Annotated in this window: 17 protein-coding genes; 5 read left to right on the top strand and 12 right to left on the bottom strand. The window is 65.5% G+C overall.

What is annotated here, in order from left to right; all coding sequences use genetic code 11:
* The first annotated feature begins 13 nt into the window (after positions 1-13).
* Positions 14-1,276, top strand: coding sequence for a TCR/Tet family MFS transporter (locus tag K359_RS0135705; RefSeq protein WP_029083553.1), 1,263 nt, complete (start codon positions 14-16; stop codon positions 1,274-1,276).
* 53 nt (positions 1,277-1,329) lie between these two features.
* Here the strand turns inward: K359_RS0135705 and K359_RS0135700 are convergent, their stop codons facing one another.
* Together K359_RS0135700 and K359_RS0135695 are read right to left on the bottom strand one after the other, a co-directional pair.
* Positions 1,330-2,268, bottom strand: a complete 939-nt coding sequence (locus K359_RS0135700; protein WP_029083552.1) for a hypothetical protein — start codon at positions 2,266-2,268, stop codon at positions 1,330-1,332.
* A gap of 255 nt (positions 2,269-2,523) precedes the next feature.
* Positions 2,524-2,907 carry a nuclear transport factor 2 family protein gene (locus tag K359_RS0135695; protein WP_029083551.1) on the bottom strand — a complete coding sequence of 128 codons (384 nt, stop codon included), beginning with the start codon at positions 2,905-2,907 and terminating at the stop codon, positions 2,524-2,526.
* Between the two features lie 207 nt (positions 2,908-3,114).
* Here K359_RS0135695 and K359_RS0135690 point away from each other — a divergent pair, with 207 nt between their 5' ends.
* From K359_RS0135690 to K359_RS0135675, 4 genes are all read left to right on the top strand, one after another.
* On the top strand, positions 3,115-3,396 hold the full coding sequence (locus K359_RS0135690) for a hypothetical protein (RefSeq protein WP_156928833.1): 282 nt from the start codon (positions 3,115-3,117) through the stop codon (positions 3,394-3,396).
* 175 nt (positions 3,397-3,571) lie between these two features.
* Entirely contained in the window at positions 3,572-4,234 is a 663-nt protein-coding gene (locus K359_RS0135685; protein WP_029083549.1) for a TetR/AcrR family transcriptional regulator, read from the top strand.
* A gap of 231 nt (positions 4,235-4,465) precedes the next feature.
* Positions 4,466-5,128 (top strand): DUF3313 domain-containing protein, encoded by a 663-nt coding sequence (locus tag K359_RS0135680; protein WP_029083548.1) that lies wholly within the window; start codon positions 4,466-4,468, stop codon positions 5,126-5,128.
* Between the two features lie 52 nt (positions 5,129-5,180).
* Positions 5,181-5,747 carry a DUF2147 domain-containing protein gene (locus tag K359_RS0135675; protein ID WP_029083547.1) on the top strand — a complete coding sequence of 189 codons (567 nt, stop codon included), beginning with the start codon at positions 5,181-5,183 and terminating at the stop codon, positions 5,745-5,747.
* A 173-nt stretch (positions 5,748-5,920) separates the two neighbouring features.
* Here K359_RS0135675 and K359_RS0135670 read toward each other — a convergent pair whose 3' ends face one another.
* The 10 genes from K359_RS0135670 to alr all read right to left on the bottom strand — a co-directional run bounded on the left by K359_RS0135670 (position 5,921) and on the right by alr (position 17,767).
* Entirely contained in the window at positions 5,921-7,147 is a 1,227-nt protein-coding gene (locus K359_RS0135670; protein WP_029083546.1) for an ABC transporter substrate-binding protein, read from the bottom strand.
* Positions 7,148-7,295: 148 nt separating this feature from the next.
* On the bottom strand, positions 7,296-8,432 hold the full coding sequence (locus K359_RS0135665) for a hypothetical protein (RefSeq protein WP_029083545.1): 1,137 nt from the start codon (positions 8,430-8,432) through the stop codon (positions 7,296-7,298).
* A 241-nt stretch (positions 8,433-8,673) separates the two neighbouring features.
* Positions 8,674-9,414 carry an SDR family NAD(P)-dependent oxidoreductase gene (locus K359_RS0135660; protein ID WP_029083544.1) on the bottom strand — a complete coding sequence of 247 codons (741 nt, stop codon included), beginning with the start codon at positions 9,412-9,414 and terminating at the stop codon, positions 8,674-8,676.
* 155 nt (positions 9,415-9,569) lie between these two features.
* Positions 9,570-11,066: an amidophosphoribosyltransferase gene (gene purF / locus K359_RS0135655; protein WP_035977722.1), complete on the bottom strand. Its 1,497-nt coding sequence runs from the start codon at positions 11,064-11,066 to the stop codon at positions 9,570-9,572.
* Between the two features lie 64 nt (positions 11,067-11,130).
* A complete protein-coding gene (locus K359_RS0135650; RefSeq protein ID WP_029083542.1) occupies positions 11,131-11,766 on the bottom strand; it encodes a CvpA family protein in 636 nt (211 codons plus the stop codon).
* A gap of 188 nt (positions 11,767-11,954) precedes the next feature.
* Complete coding sequence (gene radA, locus K359_RS0135645; RefSeq protein ID WP_029083541.1) at positions 11,955-13,436, bottom strand: DNA repair protein RadA; 1,482 nt, start codon at positions 13,434-13,436, stop codon at positions 11,955-11,957.
* A gap of 91 nt (positions 13,437-13,527) precedes the next feature.
* On the bottom strand, positions 13,528-14,253 hold the full coding sequence (locus tag K359_RS0135640) for a sulfite exporter TauE/SafE family protein (RefSeq protein WP_029083540.1): 726 nt from the start codon (positions 14,251-14,253) through the stop codon (positions 13,528-13,530).
* A 130-nt stretch (positions 14,254-14,383) separates the two neighbouring features.
* On the bottom strand, positions 14,384-15,187 hold the full coding sequence (locus tag K359_RS0135635; protein WP_029083539.1) for an outer membrane protein: 804 nt from the start codon (positions 15,185-15,187) through the stop codon (positions 14,384-14,386).
* Positions 15,188-15,646: 459 nt separating this feature from the next.
* Positions 15,647-16,417 carry an exodeoxyribonuclease III gene (xth, locus tag K359_RS0135630; protein WP_029083538.1) on the bottom strand — a complete coding sequence of 257 codons (771 nt, stop codon included), beginning with the start codon at positions 16,415-16,417 and terminating at the stop codon, positions 15,647-15,649.
* A 30-nt stretch (positions 16,418-16,447) separates the two neighbouring features.
* Positions 16,448-17,767 carry an alanine racemase gene (alr, locus tag K359_RS0135625; RefSeq protein ID WP_029083537.1) on the bottom strand — a complete coding sequence of 440 codons (1,320 nt, stop codon included), beginning with the start codon at positions 17,765-17,767 and terminating at the stop codon, positions 16,448-16,450.
* Positions 17,768-17,798 lie beyond the last annotated feature (31 nt).

Genomic DNA, 17,798 nt, shown 5'->3' with positions numbered 1-17,798 from the left:
GGTCCCGGTTCGCGTGACGAAAACCCGTCAAGACGAGAAAGACGCAGCGGACGCGCCGCAGGCGCGCGGTGCCGCCGTCATCTTCATCTTCGTCACCATCCTGCTCGACACGCTCGCGCTCGGCGTGGTCATTCCGATTCTGCCGAAACTGATCGAGAGTTTCGTCAACAACGACACCGCGAACGCCGCGCGCATCTTCGGGCTGTTCGGCACGATCTGGGCGTTGATGCAGTTTTTCTGCTCGCCGATCCTGGGTGCGCTGTCCGATCGCTTCGGTCGCCGGCCCGTGGTGTTGTTGTCGAACTTCGGGCTTGCCGCCGACTATGTGGTGATGGCGCTCGCGCCGACGCTGAGCTGGCTGTTCATCGGCCGGATGATCTCGGGCATCACCTCGGCGAGCATCTCGACCGCATTCGCCTACATCACCGACGTTACCGCGCCTGAGCAGCGCGCCGCCGTGTTCGGCAAGATCGGCGTCGCCTTCGGCGCGGGATTTATCCTCGGGCCGGCGCTGGGCGGTTTGCTCGGCCAATTCGATCCGCGGCTGCCGTTCTGGGTTGCAGCCGGCCTGAGCCTTGCCAACGGCCTCTACGGCCTGTTGATCCTGCCGGAGTCGCTGCCCGCCGGGCGCCGCTCGCCGTTCCGCTGGCGGAGCGCCAATCCAATCGGCGCATTGCATCTGTTGCGCTCGAACCGGGTGCTCGCCGGGCTGTCGCTGGTGAATTTCTTCGCCCAGCTTGCCCATGTCGTGCTGCCGTCGGTGTTCGTGCTCTACGCGACCTATCGTTACGGCTGGAGCACCGGCACCGTCGGCGCGACGCTGGCGCTGGTCGGCGTCTGCGCCATGATCGTGCAGGGTGCGGCGATCGGCCCGATCGTCAAGCGTTTCGGCGAGCGCAAGACGCTGTTCCTCGGGCTCGGCTTCGGCGCGGCCGGTTTCTTGATCTTCGGTGCGGCGCCGACCGGCCATTGGTTCTGGGTGGGCATTCCCGTGATGGCGCTGTGGGGTGTCGCGGGCGCCGCGACCCAGGCACTGACCACGCAACTCGTTGCGGCAGATCAGCAGGGCCAGCTGCAGGGCGCGACATCAAGCGTGCAGAGCGTCTCGCAGCTGATCGGCCCGTTCCTGTTCACGCTGACATTTGCGCATTTCATCGGCGCCAACGCGCCAGTGAAGATGCCCGGCGCGCCATTCTATCTGGCGGGCGCGCTGCTGCTGCTCGCGCTCGCGATTGCATGGCGTTCGACGGCGAAGGCGCCTGCGCAGGGTGGGTGAGTTAGTTCGGCCGAAGGCCTCACCCGGCCGACGCGCGCGCAGTCTCGGCGTGGTCAGGTCGCGTGCTCGATCTTCCGGGTCAGCGCGGCCGCTTCGGCGTCGGCCTGGCGCATCGGATTGAAGCTTGCGTCGGCCTTGGTGAGCGCCGCATAGAAAGTCCCCTGCTGCGAGCGAAGCCAGCCCATCAGCAGTCGCGGCGACGGCGTCAGGTTCTTGTCGAGGAACGACGCCGCATCGATCGGCGCGCCGGCATAGTCGAAGATCGACTGCCGCCGTTCCGAGCGATAGACCATCTGTACGACACTGGCGAAGAACTCCTCCATATTGCGATAGCTGCCGCTGACCGGCGCCTGAAAGGAAAGTCCCTTCGCCAGCCGCGCGGCATGCACCAGCTCATGCAGCAGTGCATCGTCGGCGCCCATCGGCTGATCGTCGAAGCGCTGCGCCGTATAGAACATATAGACGCCTGTCCCCGCACCGGTGGCCGGATAGGTGAAGTCGAGACGACTCCACTGCGTGCCCTTCAGCATGCCGTCGAGCTGCGGCTGCAGTGCCGCGGGTGGAACCGCGGGATTGGCCCGCCAGGCGGCGATCATCTCCGGCGTCGGCATGATCACAGTCGCCTCGGTCGCGGCCGCCGTCTCGGATTTCCACTGCCCCGAGGGCAGGAAATCGAACGGAAAGATCGTCACCTTGTGCGACGGCTTGCGGCCGATTTCCGCAAGCACGGCGCGGCCAGTGGCGCGCTTGGGGATGAGATCCAGCTGCGCCTTCACGGTGCGCTCATGATGGCCCTTCATGTCCTGGTAACGGGATTCCAGCGCCATGACGTCGCGATAGATGCCCTGCTCGTTGGGCATGCGCAGCGGGCCCGGCTGGTACAGCGCCAGCCAGTCCAGCCGATGCGGATAGCCGATGACGATGTCAGGCGCCGCCGCATACGGCGTTTCCTCGATCGGCCTCGTGATTGCGAATTTGGGTCGGTTGGCCATCTGTCCAGCTCCCGTGTCGAGCTCCCGTGTCGAGCTCGGGCTTGGCCGCCCCTTCTCTTCGGTCGCCCCCCGGGAGGAGCGGGTTCACGCCGTTAGGCAAAATAGCTGTCGGCCACATCACGACACAAAATGCCGAAAGCTTGCGGAACGATGTGTGCGTCGCGCGCTCCATGCTGGAGCCGTTGGATGCAATGTGATCCGTCACACTGAGAGGATCTGAGGCAATTTCCGGCCAGGCACGAGTGAGGGCACACATCAATCCGTCGCGGGCACCGAATGGTGCTCGTGCGTGATGCGCCAGCCGTCGCCGACCTTGCGCAGTCCGATCGTCAGCCTGAACTGGAAGGTGGCATCGGGCGGGCCGCAGCGCATCACCGCAGCCGCGAAGGCGACATCCTCGCCGGCCGTGATCGCGATCTCCTCGATATCGAACGCGTAGGACGGGCGGTTGTACCTGAAGAACAGATCCCAGGTCTTGCGGTACTCATCCAATCCGCGCGACTGCAACGGCGGCGGCACGTCGAACATCACGATGTCCTGATCGTGATGGGCGAGCACGCCGGGATAGTCGTGCCTGCGGACGGCGTCCGCCCAGGATTCGATGAGTGCCCTGATTTGGGTTGTCTGGCTCTGTGACATCGCTCGCATGCTCCAAGTGCTGGCTGATCGATGCTTCGAGGACGAATGCGAGGGCGGCTATCCGACAGGCCGATGGGCCCGATCGGCCGAATCCGGCGGATTGCGCTATTTTGCCTATTTACAAACCATCCGGTTGGTTTGTATACAGGATGGTATCGGATCTAGATGCGTGCCTCGCCCGGAGGCCACTTCGGCAGGAGGAGCGTGGTGAACGACGAGGCCGTTGATATCTGCGATGAATTGAGCCGCTTCAGCGACGTACAGGTGGCGCTGCTGATGTCGCGCGGCCTCGTCTATCTCACCGACCTGAAGCTCGAGGGGAACAGGCACGGCACGATCGTCGCCGCCAGTTATGCCGATGCAGAGTCTGTTGCCCGCACGCGTGGTCGAGGGGAAAAGGTCATCGGCCGAATGGCGCACGGTTTCCTTCACGGCCTGCGTCGCCGCTTGCTGCAGACGGTTCGCGGCACCGTACGCGCGTGCGCGTGAGCGATCAGATCGCTCGATGATCGATTCGTTCGCATGATGCGCCACCCGAGGCCGACGCCGGCATTTCGGGTACGTCGTTCGCGCTGCCTGGCAGAATCGGATGCAGCGCTTGAGATTGACCGAGGCCGCTGAGATACTGTGCGCTCAAGCGACTCCTTCCTGAGTAAGCAACCCCATGGATAATCCTTCTCGCTCGGAACGCTCCCGCAACGCCGCACTCGAGGCCGCGATCACCATCGTGACGCGCGATGGTCCGGGCCGCCTGACGCTGGACGCGATCGCGCGCGAGAGCGGGCTCAGCAAGGGCGGCGTGATGCATCAGTTCCGCACCAAGGAAGCGGTGCTGCGCGCGTTGCTCGAGCAGCAGATGGCGCATTTCGAGGAGTTCTCGAAGCGCTACATCGAAAAGGCGCGTGAGACCACGGACCAGCCCGAACTCGCGGCGCAGATCGCCACGCTGCGGGAGGCGATCTCAACGCCGCGGGCAGGCGCCTTCGCACTGCTGGCGGCGATGAACGAGAACCCCGAATTGATGGCGATGCCGCGCGATGTCGACGTCCAGAAGATCGCGCTGATGAAGGCCGAGGCGCGTGACCCCGATCTCGCGCTGTTGCGCTGGGCGGCTGCGAGGGGGCTGCTGCTGAGTTCGTTGTTCGGCCTGTCATCGTTGAGCGATGCCGAGCGCGATCGCCTGTTCGAGCGATTGCTCTGTGACAGCAAATGGGCTCCGATCGAGCAGGGCGCGACGGCGGCTGCAAAGCCGGCCGGGACGGTCGCGGCGCGCGCGGCATCGCAGGCTCCGGCCGTAAAGCCGGCCACGGCCCGCAAGCGCAACTGAATCTCCCTGACACCGGCGGCGCTTCTGGCGCCGCATTTTTTCTAATGCGTTTCTTGCGATTGCAACTTTACAAACCAACTGGTCGGTTTTATAATTCGTCGCACTGAGGCAAGATCTGGCGGCGCCGGGACGGCGAGCCAGATCGGCAGTGGCGGCCGCAGCCGCACTTTCAGCCCCGGACGCGGCTGCGGCCGAGCTGCTTTTTTCCGCAGGTCGGATGAGGAGACTGGAATGGAGAGCTCGATCGCCGCGCGCGGTCTGGGAGCGATGGCGCTTTGCGTCATCGCAGCAGGATGTGCCGCCGTCACGCCGGTGGCTTATTCGGAGGTGGCCTCGTCGGCCTACATGACGCCTGACACGTCCGATTCCTCGGGCCGTGTGCCGTATCGCTATGCGCCGCCGGTCGACTGGCGGAGCTACAACAAGGTCATGCTCGATCCGGTCGTGATCTATCGCGGCGCGGATCATCAGTTCGGCGACATGTCCGAGAAGGACAAGGAAACGCTCGCCGCCTACATGCAGACCCGCTTCGCCGACAAATTGCGCGGCCGCTTCACGCTGGTGAACACGCGTGGGCCGAACACGTTTCGGCTGCGGCTGACGCTGACCGGCGCTGTCGCCAACACGCCGGTGCTCGGCACGCTGTCACGGTTCGATCTGGCAGGCGCGGTCTACAACGGCGTCCAGGCGGCGCGCGACGGCGAGGGTACCATGACGGGCTCGGTGATTTATGCCGTCGAGATGTTCGACAGCTCGACCTCGCGGCTGCTCGGCGCTTACGTCAGCAAGCAATATCCCAACGCCTACGACATCAAGGCCAGCGTCGGCGATCTCGCCGCCGCCACCGCCGGCATCGACAAGGGCGCCGATGCCTTCATGGCGCGACTCAAGTGAGGCGCGCGTTGCGCGTCCCTAAAACCATCCCGGCAATGAAAGGTCCCCTGCCATGAACTTTCTGGTTCGCATGTTTCTGCGCAGCCTCGTCGCCGCCTTGCTAATGAGTTCGACTGGCCGCGCCGAGACGATTGCTCCGGTCGATCCCGGCGGCACCTGGTTGACCGAGGACGGGCGAGCCCGCATCCGTCTCGAGCGCTGCGGTGCTGCACGTGACCGCATCTGCGGCTTCATCGTGTGGATGAAGGATCCGCTGGATCCACGCGGCCAGCCGTTCCGCGACAGCTTCAATCCCGATGCCGACAAGCGAACGCGCGCGCTGCTCGGCCATCAGCTGATCCTGGGATTGAAGCTGACGCCAGAGGGCCGGTTCGACGGCGACATCTACAATGCCGAGGACGGCAAGTCCTATTCGGTCTCGCTGTGGCGCGACGCGTCCGACCGGCTGAAGTTGAAGGGCTGCCTGCTCAAGCTGCTGTGCCAGACCCAGACCTGGACCCAGACGCTCGACGTTCAGGCTGGACAACTCGTCGGCCTGACCGGCGATCCCGGCGGCCCGCGCGCCGACAAGGAATGGGCATCGTTGCCGCCGCCGGCGAGGAAGGCGGCCGCAAAGTGATGGGGTGGAGTAGGGTGGGTTAGCTACACAGCTACGGCTACTCGCTCACTGAGAAGGAGCGAGTCATTCCGGGATGGTGCGTAAGCACCAGACCCGGAATCTCGAGATTCCCCGGTGCGCAATTGCGCACCTGAGGTTCGCGCGTTGCGCGCCCCGGAATGACTGCTACGCAGTCACTTCTTCACCAGCGGACACTCGCTGGCCTCGAGCGGCTTGGCGGCGTCATCCGGCGAGATGGTGGCGATCAGCTTGTAATAGTCCCAGGGATATTTCGACTCTTCCGGCTTCTTCACCTCGAACAGGTAGGCCGGAATGATGCGGCGGCCGTCGATGCGCAGCGGGCCCTTGCCGAACAGCGGATCGTCGGTCGGGATCTCCTTCATCTTGGCGACGACCTTGGCGCCGTCATGCGGATTGCCGCCCATCGCCTCCAGCGCCTTCAGGTAATGCAGCACGCCGGCATAGACGCCGGCCACCGTCATCGACGGCATCGCATTCTTCGGCGAGACCTTCTGGAAGCGCTTCGACCAGGCGCGGGTCTGGTCGTTCATGTCCCAGTAGAACGACTCGGTGAAGGTGAGGCCCTGGGCGATCTTCAAGCCCAGCGCGTGCACGTCGTTGACGAACAGCAACAACGCCGCGAGCTTCTGCCCGCCCGCGGTGATGCCGAATTCGGAGGCCTGCTTGATCGAGTTGGTGGTGTCGCCACCGGCATTGGCGAGGCCGATGACCTTGGCCTTGGAGGCCTGCGCCTGCAGCAGGAAGGAGGAGAAGTCTGCGGTGTTGAGCGGATGCTTGACGCCGCCGAGCACCTTGCCGCCGCTGGCGGTGACGACCGCCGTGGTGTCGCGCTCCAGCGCATGGCCGAACGCATAATCGGCGGTGAGGAAGAACCAGGTGTCGCCGCCCGCCTTGGTCAGCGCCTTGCCCGTGCCGTGGGCGAGCATGTAGGTGTCGAAGGTGTAGGAGATCGTGTTGGCGTTGCATGCCTTGCCGGTGAGATCGGCGGTCGCCGCGCCCGAGTTGAGCACGATCGAGTTCTTCTCCTTGGCGAGGTTACTCACCGCCAGCGCGACGCCGGAGTTCGGCGTGTCGGTGATGATGTCGACCTTCTCGTTGTCGATCCATTGGCGCGCGATGTTGACGCCGACGTCGGGCTTGTTCTGATGGTCGCCGCTCACCACGTCGATCTTCCAGCCCTTGGCACGCAGGCCGGAATCTTCCACCGCCATGTTGGCCGCGGCCACCGAGTTCGGGCCGCCGATGTCGGCATAGAGGCCCGACATGTCGTTCAGCACGCCGATCTTGACGTTCTTGTCTTGGGCAAAGGCAGGTGTTGCAAGGCCGAGTGCAGCGCAAGCGAGAAGCACGGCGTGGCGCCGCACGAGCGTCGTCGTCATGAGTATTCCCTCCATTGTCATTTTCCGGACGGCCCTCTTGTGGAGCCTTGTACCGGTCGTTCGAGTTCCCGCTTACCCTTTCTCGGCAGAGGCGGCAATCCGCATAAAGCCTGATGAACTGCGTCGAAGCGTCATCCAGCTGTAATCCTCACTTCAGCGCGTCCGAGGTCAGCCTGAACTTCTGGATCCGCTTGCCCTCGACCTCGCCGGTGTAGACGTTGCCCTTCTGGTCGACTGCCATCGCGTGCAGCAGCGCGAACTGGCCGGCATTGTGGCCGCTATGGCCGAACGTGCCGACCACAGTGCCGTCGTCGCGCTTGAGCACGCGGATCTCGTTGTTTGCGCCGTCGGCGTTGAGCAGATAGGTCTGCTTCGGATCGGGCCACAGCGCGAGGTCGAACACCGCGCCGTCGCCGCGCGTGTTCTTCTCGTAGAACCATTCCCTGACGAAGGTGCCGTTCTTCTGGAAGACCTGGATGCGGTCCTGGCTGCGATCGCAGACATAGACCAGCCCGTCATTGGCGATCTTGATGCAATGCACGGGATTGCCGAACTGCTCCTGCACCGCGGCGCTCGGATCGTAAGGCGGCTGCTTGTCGTCGGTGGGCAGCTTGCCATAGCCGCCCCAGTGCCGCTTGTACGCCAGCGTGGTGGCGTCGAACACGATGACGCGGCGGTTGCCATAGCCGTCGGCGATGTAGAGCTCGTTCGCATCCTTGTCGATCGCCATCTCGGCGGGCCGGCCGAGCTGGGTGGTGTCGTTGCTGTTGGTGCGGGCTCCGATCTTGCCGATCTGGCCGAGATATTTGCCGTCGAGCGTGAACTTCAGGATCGCGCTGTCGTCGTCGGCATTGCCGCCGATCCAGACGAAGCCGCGCTCGTCGACCTCGATGCCGTGCTCGCGGCCGACCCATTGATAGCCGTCGCCGGGGCCGCCCCAGGATCGCAGCAGATTGCCGTCGACGTCGAATTCGAGCACCGGCGGCGCCGCCACGCAGCATTTCGCGCGCGGCGGGGTGAGGCTCAAAGCCTTCTCGCCATCAGTCAGCGAACGCGGACGATGGATGACCCAGATGTGCCCCTGCCAGTCGACGGTGATGCCGCCGATCTGGCCGATGATCCAGTTGTTGGGAAGCTGTTTTGGCCAGGAGGCGTCGACCGCGAAGGTCGGGATGTCGGCTGCCTTGGCGGGCGAGGGCGGAGCGAGAAGGACTGACGATGCGATGCCGGCAGAGAGAAACAATCCGGACAGAATGGAGCGCGCGCGATTGAGCGTCGGCGTCATGAAGCCTCCCGAGATTTTTCTTGGCGGGGCGTCCCGCTGGGGAGGGCAGTCAATCGTGAGGAGGGGGCGGAGTCAATTGCATCGGAAAGGCAGGCCCAAGCGTCAGAAAGGCGTCATCGCCCGGCTTGACCGGGCGATCCAGTACGCTGCGGCTTCTCGATTCAAACGCAATCGCCTCTGGAACACTGGATCCCCGCATTCGCGGGGATGACAATCGAAGGCGCGGCTCACCTGTTACTCCTTACGCCGGTGGCTGAAAGCTCCGCAGCGTGCGCGCCTTGTAGTCGTAGAGCTTGCCGGTCTCGGTCCACACGGGCGAACACATCGGCACGATGTATTCGGCAGCCATGTCGGGCGTATCCAAGGTCATCGGGTCTTCGCCGGGAAATACCTGCGCGCGCATCCGCGTGCGGATCGGACCGGGGCTGAACAGGTTGACGCGCAAAGCCGTATTCGCGGTCTCATTGGCCCAGGAGCGCACCAGTGCGTCCAGGGCGGCCTTCGAGGCCGCGTAGGGGCCGAGATAGGCATTGGCCTTGTGGGCTACGCCCGAGGTTACGAACACCGCGCGGCCGGCGTCGGACTGGCGCAGCAGCGGGTCCATGCAGCGGATCAGCTGGAAGTTGGCGGTGACGTTGATCGCGAACACGTCGTTCCACGGCTTCAGCTCGATATGGCCGAGCGGCGAGGAGGGACCCGCGGTGCCGGCATTGCCGACCAGGATGTCGAGCCTGCCGTGCCGCTCGTGCAGCGCGAGCCCGAGCCGCGCGATGCCGTCGTAATCGGTGAGCGAGAGCGGCACCAGGGTGGCGCTGCCGCCATCCTTCTGGATCGCGTCGTCGAGCTCTTCCAGCCCGCCCTGGGTACGCGCCACCGCCACGACATGGGCGCCGGCCTTTGCCAGCGCGACCGCGGTCGCATAGCCGATCCCGCGCGAGGCGCCGGTCACGAGGGCAATACGGGAGGCGAGGGGTTTTGTCATGAGCGTAACTCTATCGTCGTCGTCCCTGCGAAAGCAGGGACCCATACGCCGCGGCGGTCGTGTTGTGCAAAGGTGTTCGTAACCGATGCCGCCCGAAAAAACGAGGGCCGGTGGTTATGGGTCCTGCTTTCGCAGGGACGACGGTGGTGGTGGCGTCAGCTCGCCTCCGCCAGCAGCGAGAGCTGGCGCGGTGGCGCCTCGGTTTCGCTCTGGTCGGTGAGATGGGTCGGATAGGCGCCGGTGAAGCAGTGGTCGGCGAATCTCGGATTGGTCGGATCGCGTCCCTCATAGCCCATCGCGCGGTACATGCCGTCGATCGACAGGAACGCGAGCGAGTCGGCGCCGATGATGTCGCGCATCTCCTCGAGCGAATGGGTGGCGGCGAGCAGGCCGCCGCGGTCCGGCAGGTCGATGCCGTAATAGTCGGGGTAGAGGATCGGCGGCGAGGCGAGGCGGAAATGCACCTCACGGGCGCCGGCGTCGCGCATCATGCGCACGATCTTCTTCGAGGTGGTGCCGCGCACCAGACTGTCGTCGATCAGGATGATGCGCTTGCCCTCGATCGCGGCGCGGTTGGCCGAATGCTTCATGCGCACGCCGAGCTCGCGCACGCTCTGGGTCGGCTGGATGAAGGTGCGTCCGACATAGTGATTGCGGATGATGCCGAGCTCGAACGGCACGCCGGAATACTGGCTGTAGCCGACCGCGGCGGGCACGCCGGAATCCGGCACCGGCACCACGACGTCGACCTCGGGATGGCTCTCGCGCGCGAGCTGCGCGCCGAACGCCTTGCGCACGTCGTAGACCGAGCGGCCGCCGACGATCGAGTCGGGCCGCGCGAAATAGATGTATTCGAAGATGCAGGGCCGGGCCGGCTTCGGCGGGAACGGCTTGTGGCTGTGCGCGCCGGTCTCGTCGAACACGATGATCTCGCCGGGCTCGATGTCGCGGACATATTTCGCGCCGATCATGTCGAGCGCGCAGGTCTCCGAGGTCAGGATCGGATGACCGTCGAGATCGCCGAGCACCAGCGGACGGATGCCAAGCGGATCGCGTGCGCCGACCAGCTTCTTGTTGGTCAGCGCGACCAGCGCATAGGCGCCCTCGATGGTGCGCAGCGCCTCGATGAAACGGTCGATGAAGCGGGTGCGCTTCGACTGCGCGACCAGATGCAGGATCACCTCGGTGTCGGTGGTCGACTGCATCATCGCGCCGCCCTTGACCAGCTCGCGGCGCAGGGTCAGGCCGTTGGTGAGGTTGCCGTTGTGGCCGACCGCAAAGCCGCCGGCGCTGAGCTCGGCAAACAGCGGCTGAACGTTGCGCAGGATGGTGCCGCCGGTGGTGGAGTAGCGGACATGGCCGACCGCGGCATTGCCGGGCAGGCGCTCGATCACCTCGCGGCGGGAGAAGGCATCGCCGACCAGGCCGAGGCGGCGTTCACTGTGGAAGCGGCCGCCGTCGAAGGTGACGATACCGGCGGCCTCCTGGCCGCGGTGCTGCAGGGCGTGCAGGCCGAGCGCGGTGATCGCGGCGGCTTCGGGATGGCCGAAGATGCCGAACACGCCGCATTCCTCGCGGAGCGTGTCGCCATCGAGATCCGGGTGGTATCTGAGAGGGTCCTGCAGTTCGATCGGGCCGAGGTCGAGATCCATCTGGTCGGCTTGATCCGAAGGGGTCTGCATCTCGTTCATCGCCTCTCGTCAGGGCCCAAATAGTTTATCGGCCCGCGGGTTTCTCGATCAGCTTTTTCAAGCTGTCACGCGCAGGTTTGCTATAGCCATCACCCGACGCCGGCGTCGCCTGATCGTTGGTATCGGCCGCAGAATCGTCGTCTGGCTTATTCTTCTTGAACTTCTTTAAGATGGTGTTCTCGGGGTCGTCAGGCAAGAGCGTCATCAGCCAATCCCCGGTTCCCTGTAGCACCACGCGGGACTTCGCCCCGGTGACCCAGTCGGGCCGCTGCTTGTCCGGAACCAGCCAGGTGAAGAACATGAACGCCACGACCACGATCAGGAGACCGCGGGCGAGCCCGAACAGGAAGCCGAGGGTGCGGTCGAGCGCGCCGATCCGGGAATCCAGGATCATGTCCGAGATCCGCACCGTGATCACCGAGACCACGATCAGCGTGCCGATGAAGGTGCCGGCCACTACCACCACGGCCGCGACCGTGTCGTTATTGAAGTAAGTTTTGGCGGTCGGCAGCAGCTTCGAGAAAGCATACAGCGTGACCAGGGCGGCGGCGCCCCAGGCCGCGATCGACAGGATCTCGCGCATGAAGCCGCGCACCATCGCCAGCAGGCCCGAGATCAGCATCACGCCGAGCAGGACAAGATCGAGTATCGTTACGGGCATCGGCTGGTCAGGTCCGCTGGTACGTTTCGGTACGCTGTTAAGGGCTTACGCTGTTAATGGCTCTCGCGAATCGGCAAAGTCGGTGCCGTCCTAAATGAGGCGCATCGGGGGCGTCCGGCAAGTCCGCAACACCACCTGTCCCGCGCGGCGGATGTATAGCGGCGAGGGGCTGAGACGTCACGCCCGCTTTAGCCGTTGTCGCGACGGAATCGGGCCGGTGTGGCATTTTTCCCAGCCGATTCAGCGCGCCCAGAACCGTCTTGGTCGCCCGAAGACGGATTCCGGCCGCCTCTGGGCGTTCCGCGTGCGGCAATTTCGGCGACCAGCGTGGTCAGATTGCCGACGCTGTTCAGCGCTAGGCCGGCATCGCCGCCGCTCTCACCGCGGACCGATTCGGGCAGGATGGCGCGGCCGAAGCCGAGCTTGAGCGCCTCCTTCAACCGGGCCGGGGTCTGCGCCACCGGGCGGATCGCCCCCGACAGCGAAATCTCGCCGAAATAGACCGCATCCGTCGGCAGCGGCGCGTTGACCAGCGAGGACACCAGCGCGGCCGCCGCCGCGAGGTCCGCGGCCGGCTCCTGGATGCGCAGGCCGCCGGCGACATTGAGATAGACATCATGTCCGGACAATTTGACCCCGCAATGCGCTTCCAGCACCGCGAGCACCATCGACAGCCGGCTCGGGTCCCAGCCGACCACGGCGCGGCGCGGGGTGCCGAGCGAGGTCGGCGCCACCAGCGCCTGCAACTCGACCAGTACCGGGCGGGTGCCCTCGATGCCGGCGAACACCGCCGTGCCGGGGCTGCCGAGCTCGCGTTCGGAGAGGAACAATTCCGAGGGATTGGTGACCTCGCGCAGACCAAGCCCGGTCATCTCGAACACGCCGATCTCGTCGGTCGCACCAAAGCGGTTCTTCGCCGAACGCAGGATGCGGAACTGCTGCGAGCCTTCGCCCTCGAACGACAGCACCGCATCGACCATGTGCTCGACCACGCGGGGGCCGGCGATCTGGCCGTCCTTGGTCACATGCCCGACCAGGATGATCGTTGCCCCGGTCTTCTTGGCGAACCTGATCAGGGCCTGCGCCGAGGCGCGGACCTGGGTCACGGTGCCGGGCGCGGACTCGACGGTGTCGGTCCACATGGTCTGGATCGAATCGATCACGATCAGCCGCGGCACCGCGCCTTCCGACAGCGTCGAGACGATGTCCTCGACCGACGTTTCGGACGCCAGCTGCACCGGCGCGTCGGCGAGCCCGAGCCGCTCGGCCCGCAGCCGCACCTGGGCGACGGCTTCTTCGCCGGAGATATAGACCGCGCGATGGCCGGCGCGCGCCATCATGCTGGTGGCCTGGGTCAGCAGCGTGGATTTTCCGATGCCGGGGTCGCCGCCGACCAGGAGCACCGAGCCGCGGACGAAGCCGCCGCCGGTGACGCGGTCGAGCTCGGCCATGCCCGACGACAGCCGCGGCGCGTCCTGGGTCTTGCCGGACAGCGATTCCAGCACAAACGTCCGGCCCTTGCGCTTGGAGCGGATCGAGACCGGCACCGAGCCCGTGGTGTCTTCCTCGGCCAGCGTGTTCCACTCGCCGCAGGAATCGCATTTGCCCTGCCAGCGATTATACGCCGCGCCGCAGTTCTGGCAGACGAAGGAGAGGGTCGATTTGGCCATGACGGGATTGGTTCAGCGGTGATTTCGAATCCGCGACACCCATTAGCACGGAATGAGGAATGCGTGGCGTTTGATGCGCACGACGCTAAGCCTACGACGTCGCCGCCGACCACAGCAGCGACACGCCGGCCGCCAGCATGATGCCGTCCATGATCAGGCGGAACGCTTCGGGCTTCAGATGCAGCACGAAGCGTTTTGCGATGAAGGCACCGGACATCAGCGATGCCCCGGCAACCAGGCCCTTGAATGCGATGTCAGGCGTCAGCGCGCCGAAGCGCTCGAACGTCACCGACTTGCTGACATAGAGCCCGAGCGAGCTTGCCGCTTCGGTGGCGAGGAACGCGCCCTTGGACAGGCCGTAAAACAAAAACAGCGGCACGCTGAGCGGGCCGGTCGAGACCACGACGCCGGTGAGATAGCCGATCACGGCGCCGCCGATGGCCAGATGCCAGAGATTGGCCTTCAGCTCGTGCCGCGCCAGCCAGTGCCGCGCCGGCACCATCGCGATCAGGAACACGCCGATCGCGATATCGACCGCATGCGAGGGCAAAGCGAGCAGCGTCCGTGCGCCTAGCGCTGCGGCTGGAATGCCCGTGATCGAATAGGCCGCGCAGGCGCGCCAGTCGACCTCGCGCCACCAGGCGAGAATCCGCGACAGATTGGCCATCACGGCGGCGACCGCCATGATCGGCACCGCCTGCTTCGGCCCGTACTGATAGACCAGCACCGGCATCAGCATGATCGACGAGCCGGTGCCGACGATGCCGGAAATGGTGCCGGCGACCAGGCCGACGATGAGGACGAAGAGGAAGCCCACCTGCGCGCTCCGGGACGTGATTCCGAGCCGCGCTGGATGCGAGTCTCGGGATCGGAAGCTCACTGTGACCTGATGGTTCGAGACGGCGCAAGGGCGCCCCTGAACCACGGACATGCGATCGTGAGGCGCGTCAGTACTTCGCGATGACCGGGCCGCCGAACCGGTAGTTGACGCGCACGGTCACCATGTCGACGTCCTGGCGGATGCGTTCGTCATGGTTGAGCTGGGCGATGAAAGCCGGATCGTAGGTCATGCGAACATTGTTGGTCCCCATGAACAGATGGTCGTATTCGACCGCCAACGACCAGTTGCGCGCGATCGCATATTCGGCGCCGGCGCCGATCGCGCCGCCCCAGCGCGTCTCGGCGCCGCGATCGGCGATGAATCCGACCGGCACGCCGGGACCAAACGCCGGTGTGATGAAGCTCTCGTAGCGATCGCGCACGACGGCCGCGCCGCCTTTCGCGTGCAGCAGGAACGAGCCCCAGGAATAGCCGACCTGTCCGGTGAACAGGCCGATGGCATCGATCTTCGAGCGGTTGGCGAAGCCCGCGAACAGCGGGGCGACGGACGGATTCGAGCCGGAGAGGTCGGCCCAATTACCCTGCGCTTCCACGCCGAACACCCAGGTCGCCTGCTGCCAGCGATAACCGATCTGGCCGCCGGCGGTCGCGCCAGAGGCCGTGTGGCAACCCTCGGGGCCGGCAAAATTCAGCACGCCGAGCGTCGGATTGGTGATCGTGAACGGCACCACGTCCCAGCATTTCCGGCTCCAGCCGCCGCCGCCGTTGGCGCCGACATAGAAGCCGCTCCAGTCATAGGCGGTGGCGACGATCGGGACCGCCTTGGTGTAGGGGCGGGCGGCGAGGTCGGCAGCGGACGCGCTGGCAATGCCGAACATGAGCATCGACGCGGCGGCGAAATAGGACTTCATGGGCAGACCCAATGCATGAATCAAATCGGCGCGATTGTAGTCGATTTGCACCACCCCAGGCTGTACCCGGCCCGCCACATGCGAAGCGCATTCGCCTGCATCGGCTGGCCTCGGCGAGCCATGCAAAAACTGCCCGTCGGGCAACTACGAAGCTGCGTCCCCATCCACAACTGTCATCGCCCGGCTTGACCGGGCGATCCAGTACGCCGCGGCCCATCCGCTCAACTACGACTGTCTCTGGAATACTGGATCGCCCGGCCAAGCCGGGCGATGACACCGAACGAGCTGTTTGACAGATTGAATCGAGAACCATCCTGATCGTCGTCCTGGCGAAGGCCAGGACCCATTACCCCAAATACGAATTGTCGTGCGACGCTGGGGCCGCGATCCCCTTTCATAACAAAGCTCGGTGGTTATGGTCCTGGCCTTCGCCAGGACGACGTCAACAATGAGCATCCATCACTTCAACACCACCCACGCCGGCGCATGATCGCTCGCGCCTTCCTCGCCACGAACATCCCGGTCGACGCCGGCTTTCGCAAGCCGCGGCGCCACTTGGGGGCTGAGCAGCAGATGATCGAGCCGGAGGCCGGCATCGCGCGGCCAGCGGTTGCGCTTGTAGTCCCAGAAGGTGAACATCTGATCATCCGGATGCAGCGTGCGGATCGCGTCGCACCAGCCCTGATCGACCAGCGCCTTGAACGCGTCGCGGCTCTTCGGCTGGATCAGCGCGTCCTTGTCCCAGGAGCGGGTCGGATAGATGTCGAGAGGCGTCGGCGCGACGTTGTAGTCGCCGGCGAGCACCACGGGGACGTCCTGCTTCAGCAGCTTGGCGGCGTGGGCGCGCAGCCGCTTGAACCAGGCAAGCTTGTAATCGAATTTCGGTCCGGGCTGCGGATTGCCGTTCGGCAGATAGAGGCTGGTGACGACGATGCCGCGCACCGCGGCCTCGATGTAGCGCGCCTCGTGGTCGTCGCGGTCGCCGGGCAGCGCGGTGCGGATCAGGACCGGCTCGGCCTTGCGCGCCAGGATGGCGACGCCGTTCCAGGTCTTCTGTCCTTGCCACACCGCGCCGTAGCCGGCCTTCTCGATCGCGGCAGCAGGAAACTCTGCGTCGGACGCCTTGAGCTCCTGCAGGCTGACGACATCGGGCTTCGCCGACTTCAGCCAGCGCAACAGGTTCGGCAGCCGGCGATTGATATTGTTGATGTTGAAGGTCGCGATCTTCATGCGTGCAGCCGATCGCGCCGATCGATCGCGTCAAGTGGATGGCGCGGTCGGTTCGGCGGGCAATGGCGGTGGCGCAGCGAGTGCTGTCGGCAGCGCAGGCGGCGCTGCAGGTGCGGCGGCAGCTGTCTCGCTCTTCTCGGCGATCGCCTCGCTCTTCTCGACGGCATCGCTTCGTGCGGCTGTGGCATCGCCGCCCTTGTAGATGCGCACGAAGCGGCGGCCGAGGCTGGTCAGCACCTCATAGCCGATGGTGCCGAAATGATGCGCGACCTCGTCGACCGTGATGCCTTCGCCGATCAGCGTCACCATGTGGCCGCGCCGCACGGCATTCTTGTCGAGATCGGTGACGTCGACCGCGATCAGGTCCATCGAGACGCGGCCGGCGATCGGGCAGCGCTTGCCGGCAACCACGACCTCGGCGCCGCGGGTGCCGTCATTGGCGCTGGCGGCGCGGAAATAGCCGTCGGCATAGCCGGCGGAGACGATCGCAAGCCGGGTCGGCCGCCGCGCGGTCCAGGTGCCGCCATAGCCGACGGTCTCGCCGCGATCGATGTTGCGGATCTGCACGATGCGCGCCTTGAGGTCCACGACCTGCTGCATCGGGTTGTCGGCTTCGGGCGTCGGATTGACGCCATAGAGCGCGCAGCCCGGCCGCACCATCTCGAACTGGAACGGGGCGCCGAGGAACACGCCGGAGGAGTTGGCGAGCGACGCCTGCACGCCGGTGAACAGGCTCGCGATCTCGCGGAAGCTTGCAAGCTGCCTGGCGTTGGCAGGACTGTTGAGCAGTTCGGCGGAGGCGAGGTGGCTCATGACAAGCGTGATGCCGTGGTCGCCGGCATTGATCCGCGGGATGATGCCCTGGGCCTCGCTGACCGTGAGCCCCAGCCGGTTCATGCCGGTGTCGATATGGATGGCGGCGCCGCCGGACCAGCCGGAGCGGCGGCAGAACACGTCCCATTCGGCGAGCTCGTTGAGATCGCCGATCACCGGCTTGCAATCGATCCTGGCGTAGGCGTCGCCGGTGTTCTGGAAGAAGCCGCCCAGCGAATACACTGTGGCCTCGGGAACGGCCGCGCGCACCACGGCGGCCTCCTCGACGGTGGCGACGAAGAAGGTCCTGCAGCCGGCCTTGGCCAGCGCCCGCGAGACCTGCTCGGCGCCGCAGCCATAGGCGTTGGCCTTGACCACGGCGGCGCATTCGGCCGGGACTGCGGTCTTCTCGAGCTTGCGCCAGTTGGCGATGATGGCGTCGAGGTCGACGGTAAGGATACCGCTGGCGGTCGGATGGGCCGGCAGCAAACTGGCTTCGGGCGTCAGCTGCGATTTCGCGTCGGTCACGATGTTCATGCCGCACTTCTACGCGTCGCGCTTGCGGCGT

Origin of the sequence: Bradyrhizobium sp. th-b2 (assembly GCF_000426785.1) — a bacterium.
Lineage (GTDB): Bacteria > Pseudomonadota > Alphaproteobacteria > Rhizobiales > Xanthobacteraceae > Bradyrhizobium > Bradyrhizobium septentrionale.
Note: the sequence above shows the minus strand (reverse complement) of the source record. Positions and strands in the feature narration are given on the sequence as shown.

Excerpts from the sequence above, each read along its gene's own strand:
- K359_RS0135700 (WP_029083552.1), bottom strand. The coding sequence starts at position 2,268 with ATGGCCAACCGACCCAAATTCGCAATCACGAGGCCGATCGAGGAAACG.
- K359_RS0135695 (WP_029083551.1), bottom strand. The coding sequence starts at position 2,907 with ATGTCACAGAGCCAGACAACCCAAATCAGGGCACTCATCGAATCCTGG.
- K359_RS0135685 (WP_029083549.1), top strand. The coding sequence starts at position 3,572 with ATGGATAATCCTTCTCGCTCGGAACGCTCCCGCAACGCCGCACTCGAG.
- K359_RS0135680 (WP_029083548.1), top strand. The coding sequence starts at position 4,466 with ATGGAGAGCTCGATCGCCGCGCGCGGTCTGGGAGCGATGGCGCTTTGC.
- K359_RS0135675 (WP_029083547.1), top strand. The coding sequence starts at position 5,181 with ATGAACTTTCTGGTTCGCATGTTTCTGCGCAGCCTCGTCGCCGCCTTG.
- K359_RS0135670 (WP_029083546.1), bottom strand. The coding sequence starts at position 7,147 with ATGACGACGACGCTCGTGCGGCGCCACGCCGTGCTTCTCGCTTGCGCT.
- K359_RS0135665 (WP_029083545.1), bottom strand. The coding sequence starts at position 8,432 with ATGACGCCGACGCTCAATCGCGCGCGCTCCATTCTGTCCGGATTGTTT.
- K359_RS0135660 (WP_029083544.1), bottom strand. The coding sequence starts at position 9,414 with ATGACAAAACCCCTCGCCTCCCGTATTGCCCTCGTGACCGGCGCCTCG.
- purF (WP_035977722.1), bottom strand. The coding sequence starts at position 11,066 with ATGGATCTCGACCTCGGCCCGATCGAACTGCAGGACCCTCTCAGATAC.
- K359_RS0135650 (WP_029083542.1), bottom strand. The coding sequence starts at position 11,766 with ATGCCCGTAACGATACTCGATCTTGTCCTGCTCGGCGTGATGCTGATC.
- radA (WP_029083541.1), bottom strand. The coding sequence starts at position 13,436 with ATGGCCAAATCGACCCTCTCCTTCGTCTGCCAGAACTGCGGCGCGGCG.
- K359_RS0135635 (WP_029083539.1), bottom strand. The coding sequence starts at position 15,187 with ATGAAGTCCTATTTCGCCGCCGCGTCGATGCTCATGTTCGGCATTGCC.
- xth (WP_029083538.1), bottom strand. The coding sequence starts at position 16,417 with ATGAAGATCGCGACCTTCAACATCAACAATATCAATCGCCGGCTGCCG.
- alr (WP_029083537.1), bottom strand. The coding sequence starts at position 17,767 with ATGAACATCGTGACCGACGCGAAATCGCAGCTGACGCCCGAAGCCAGT.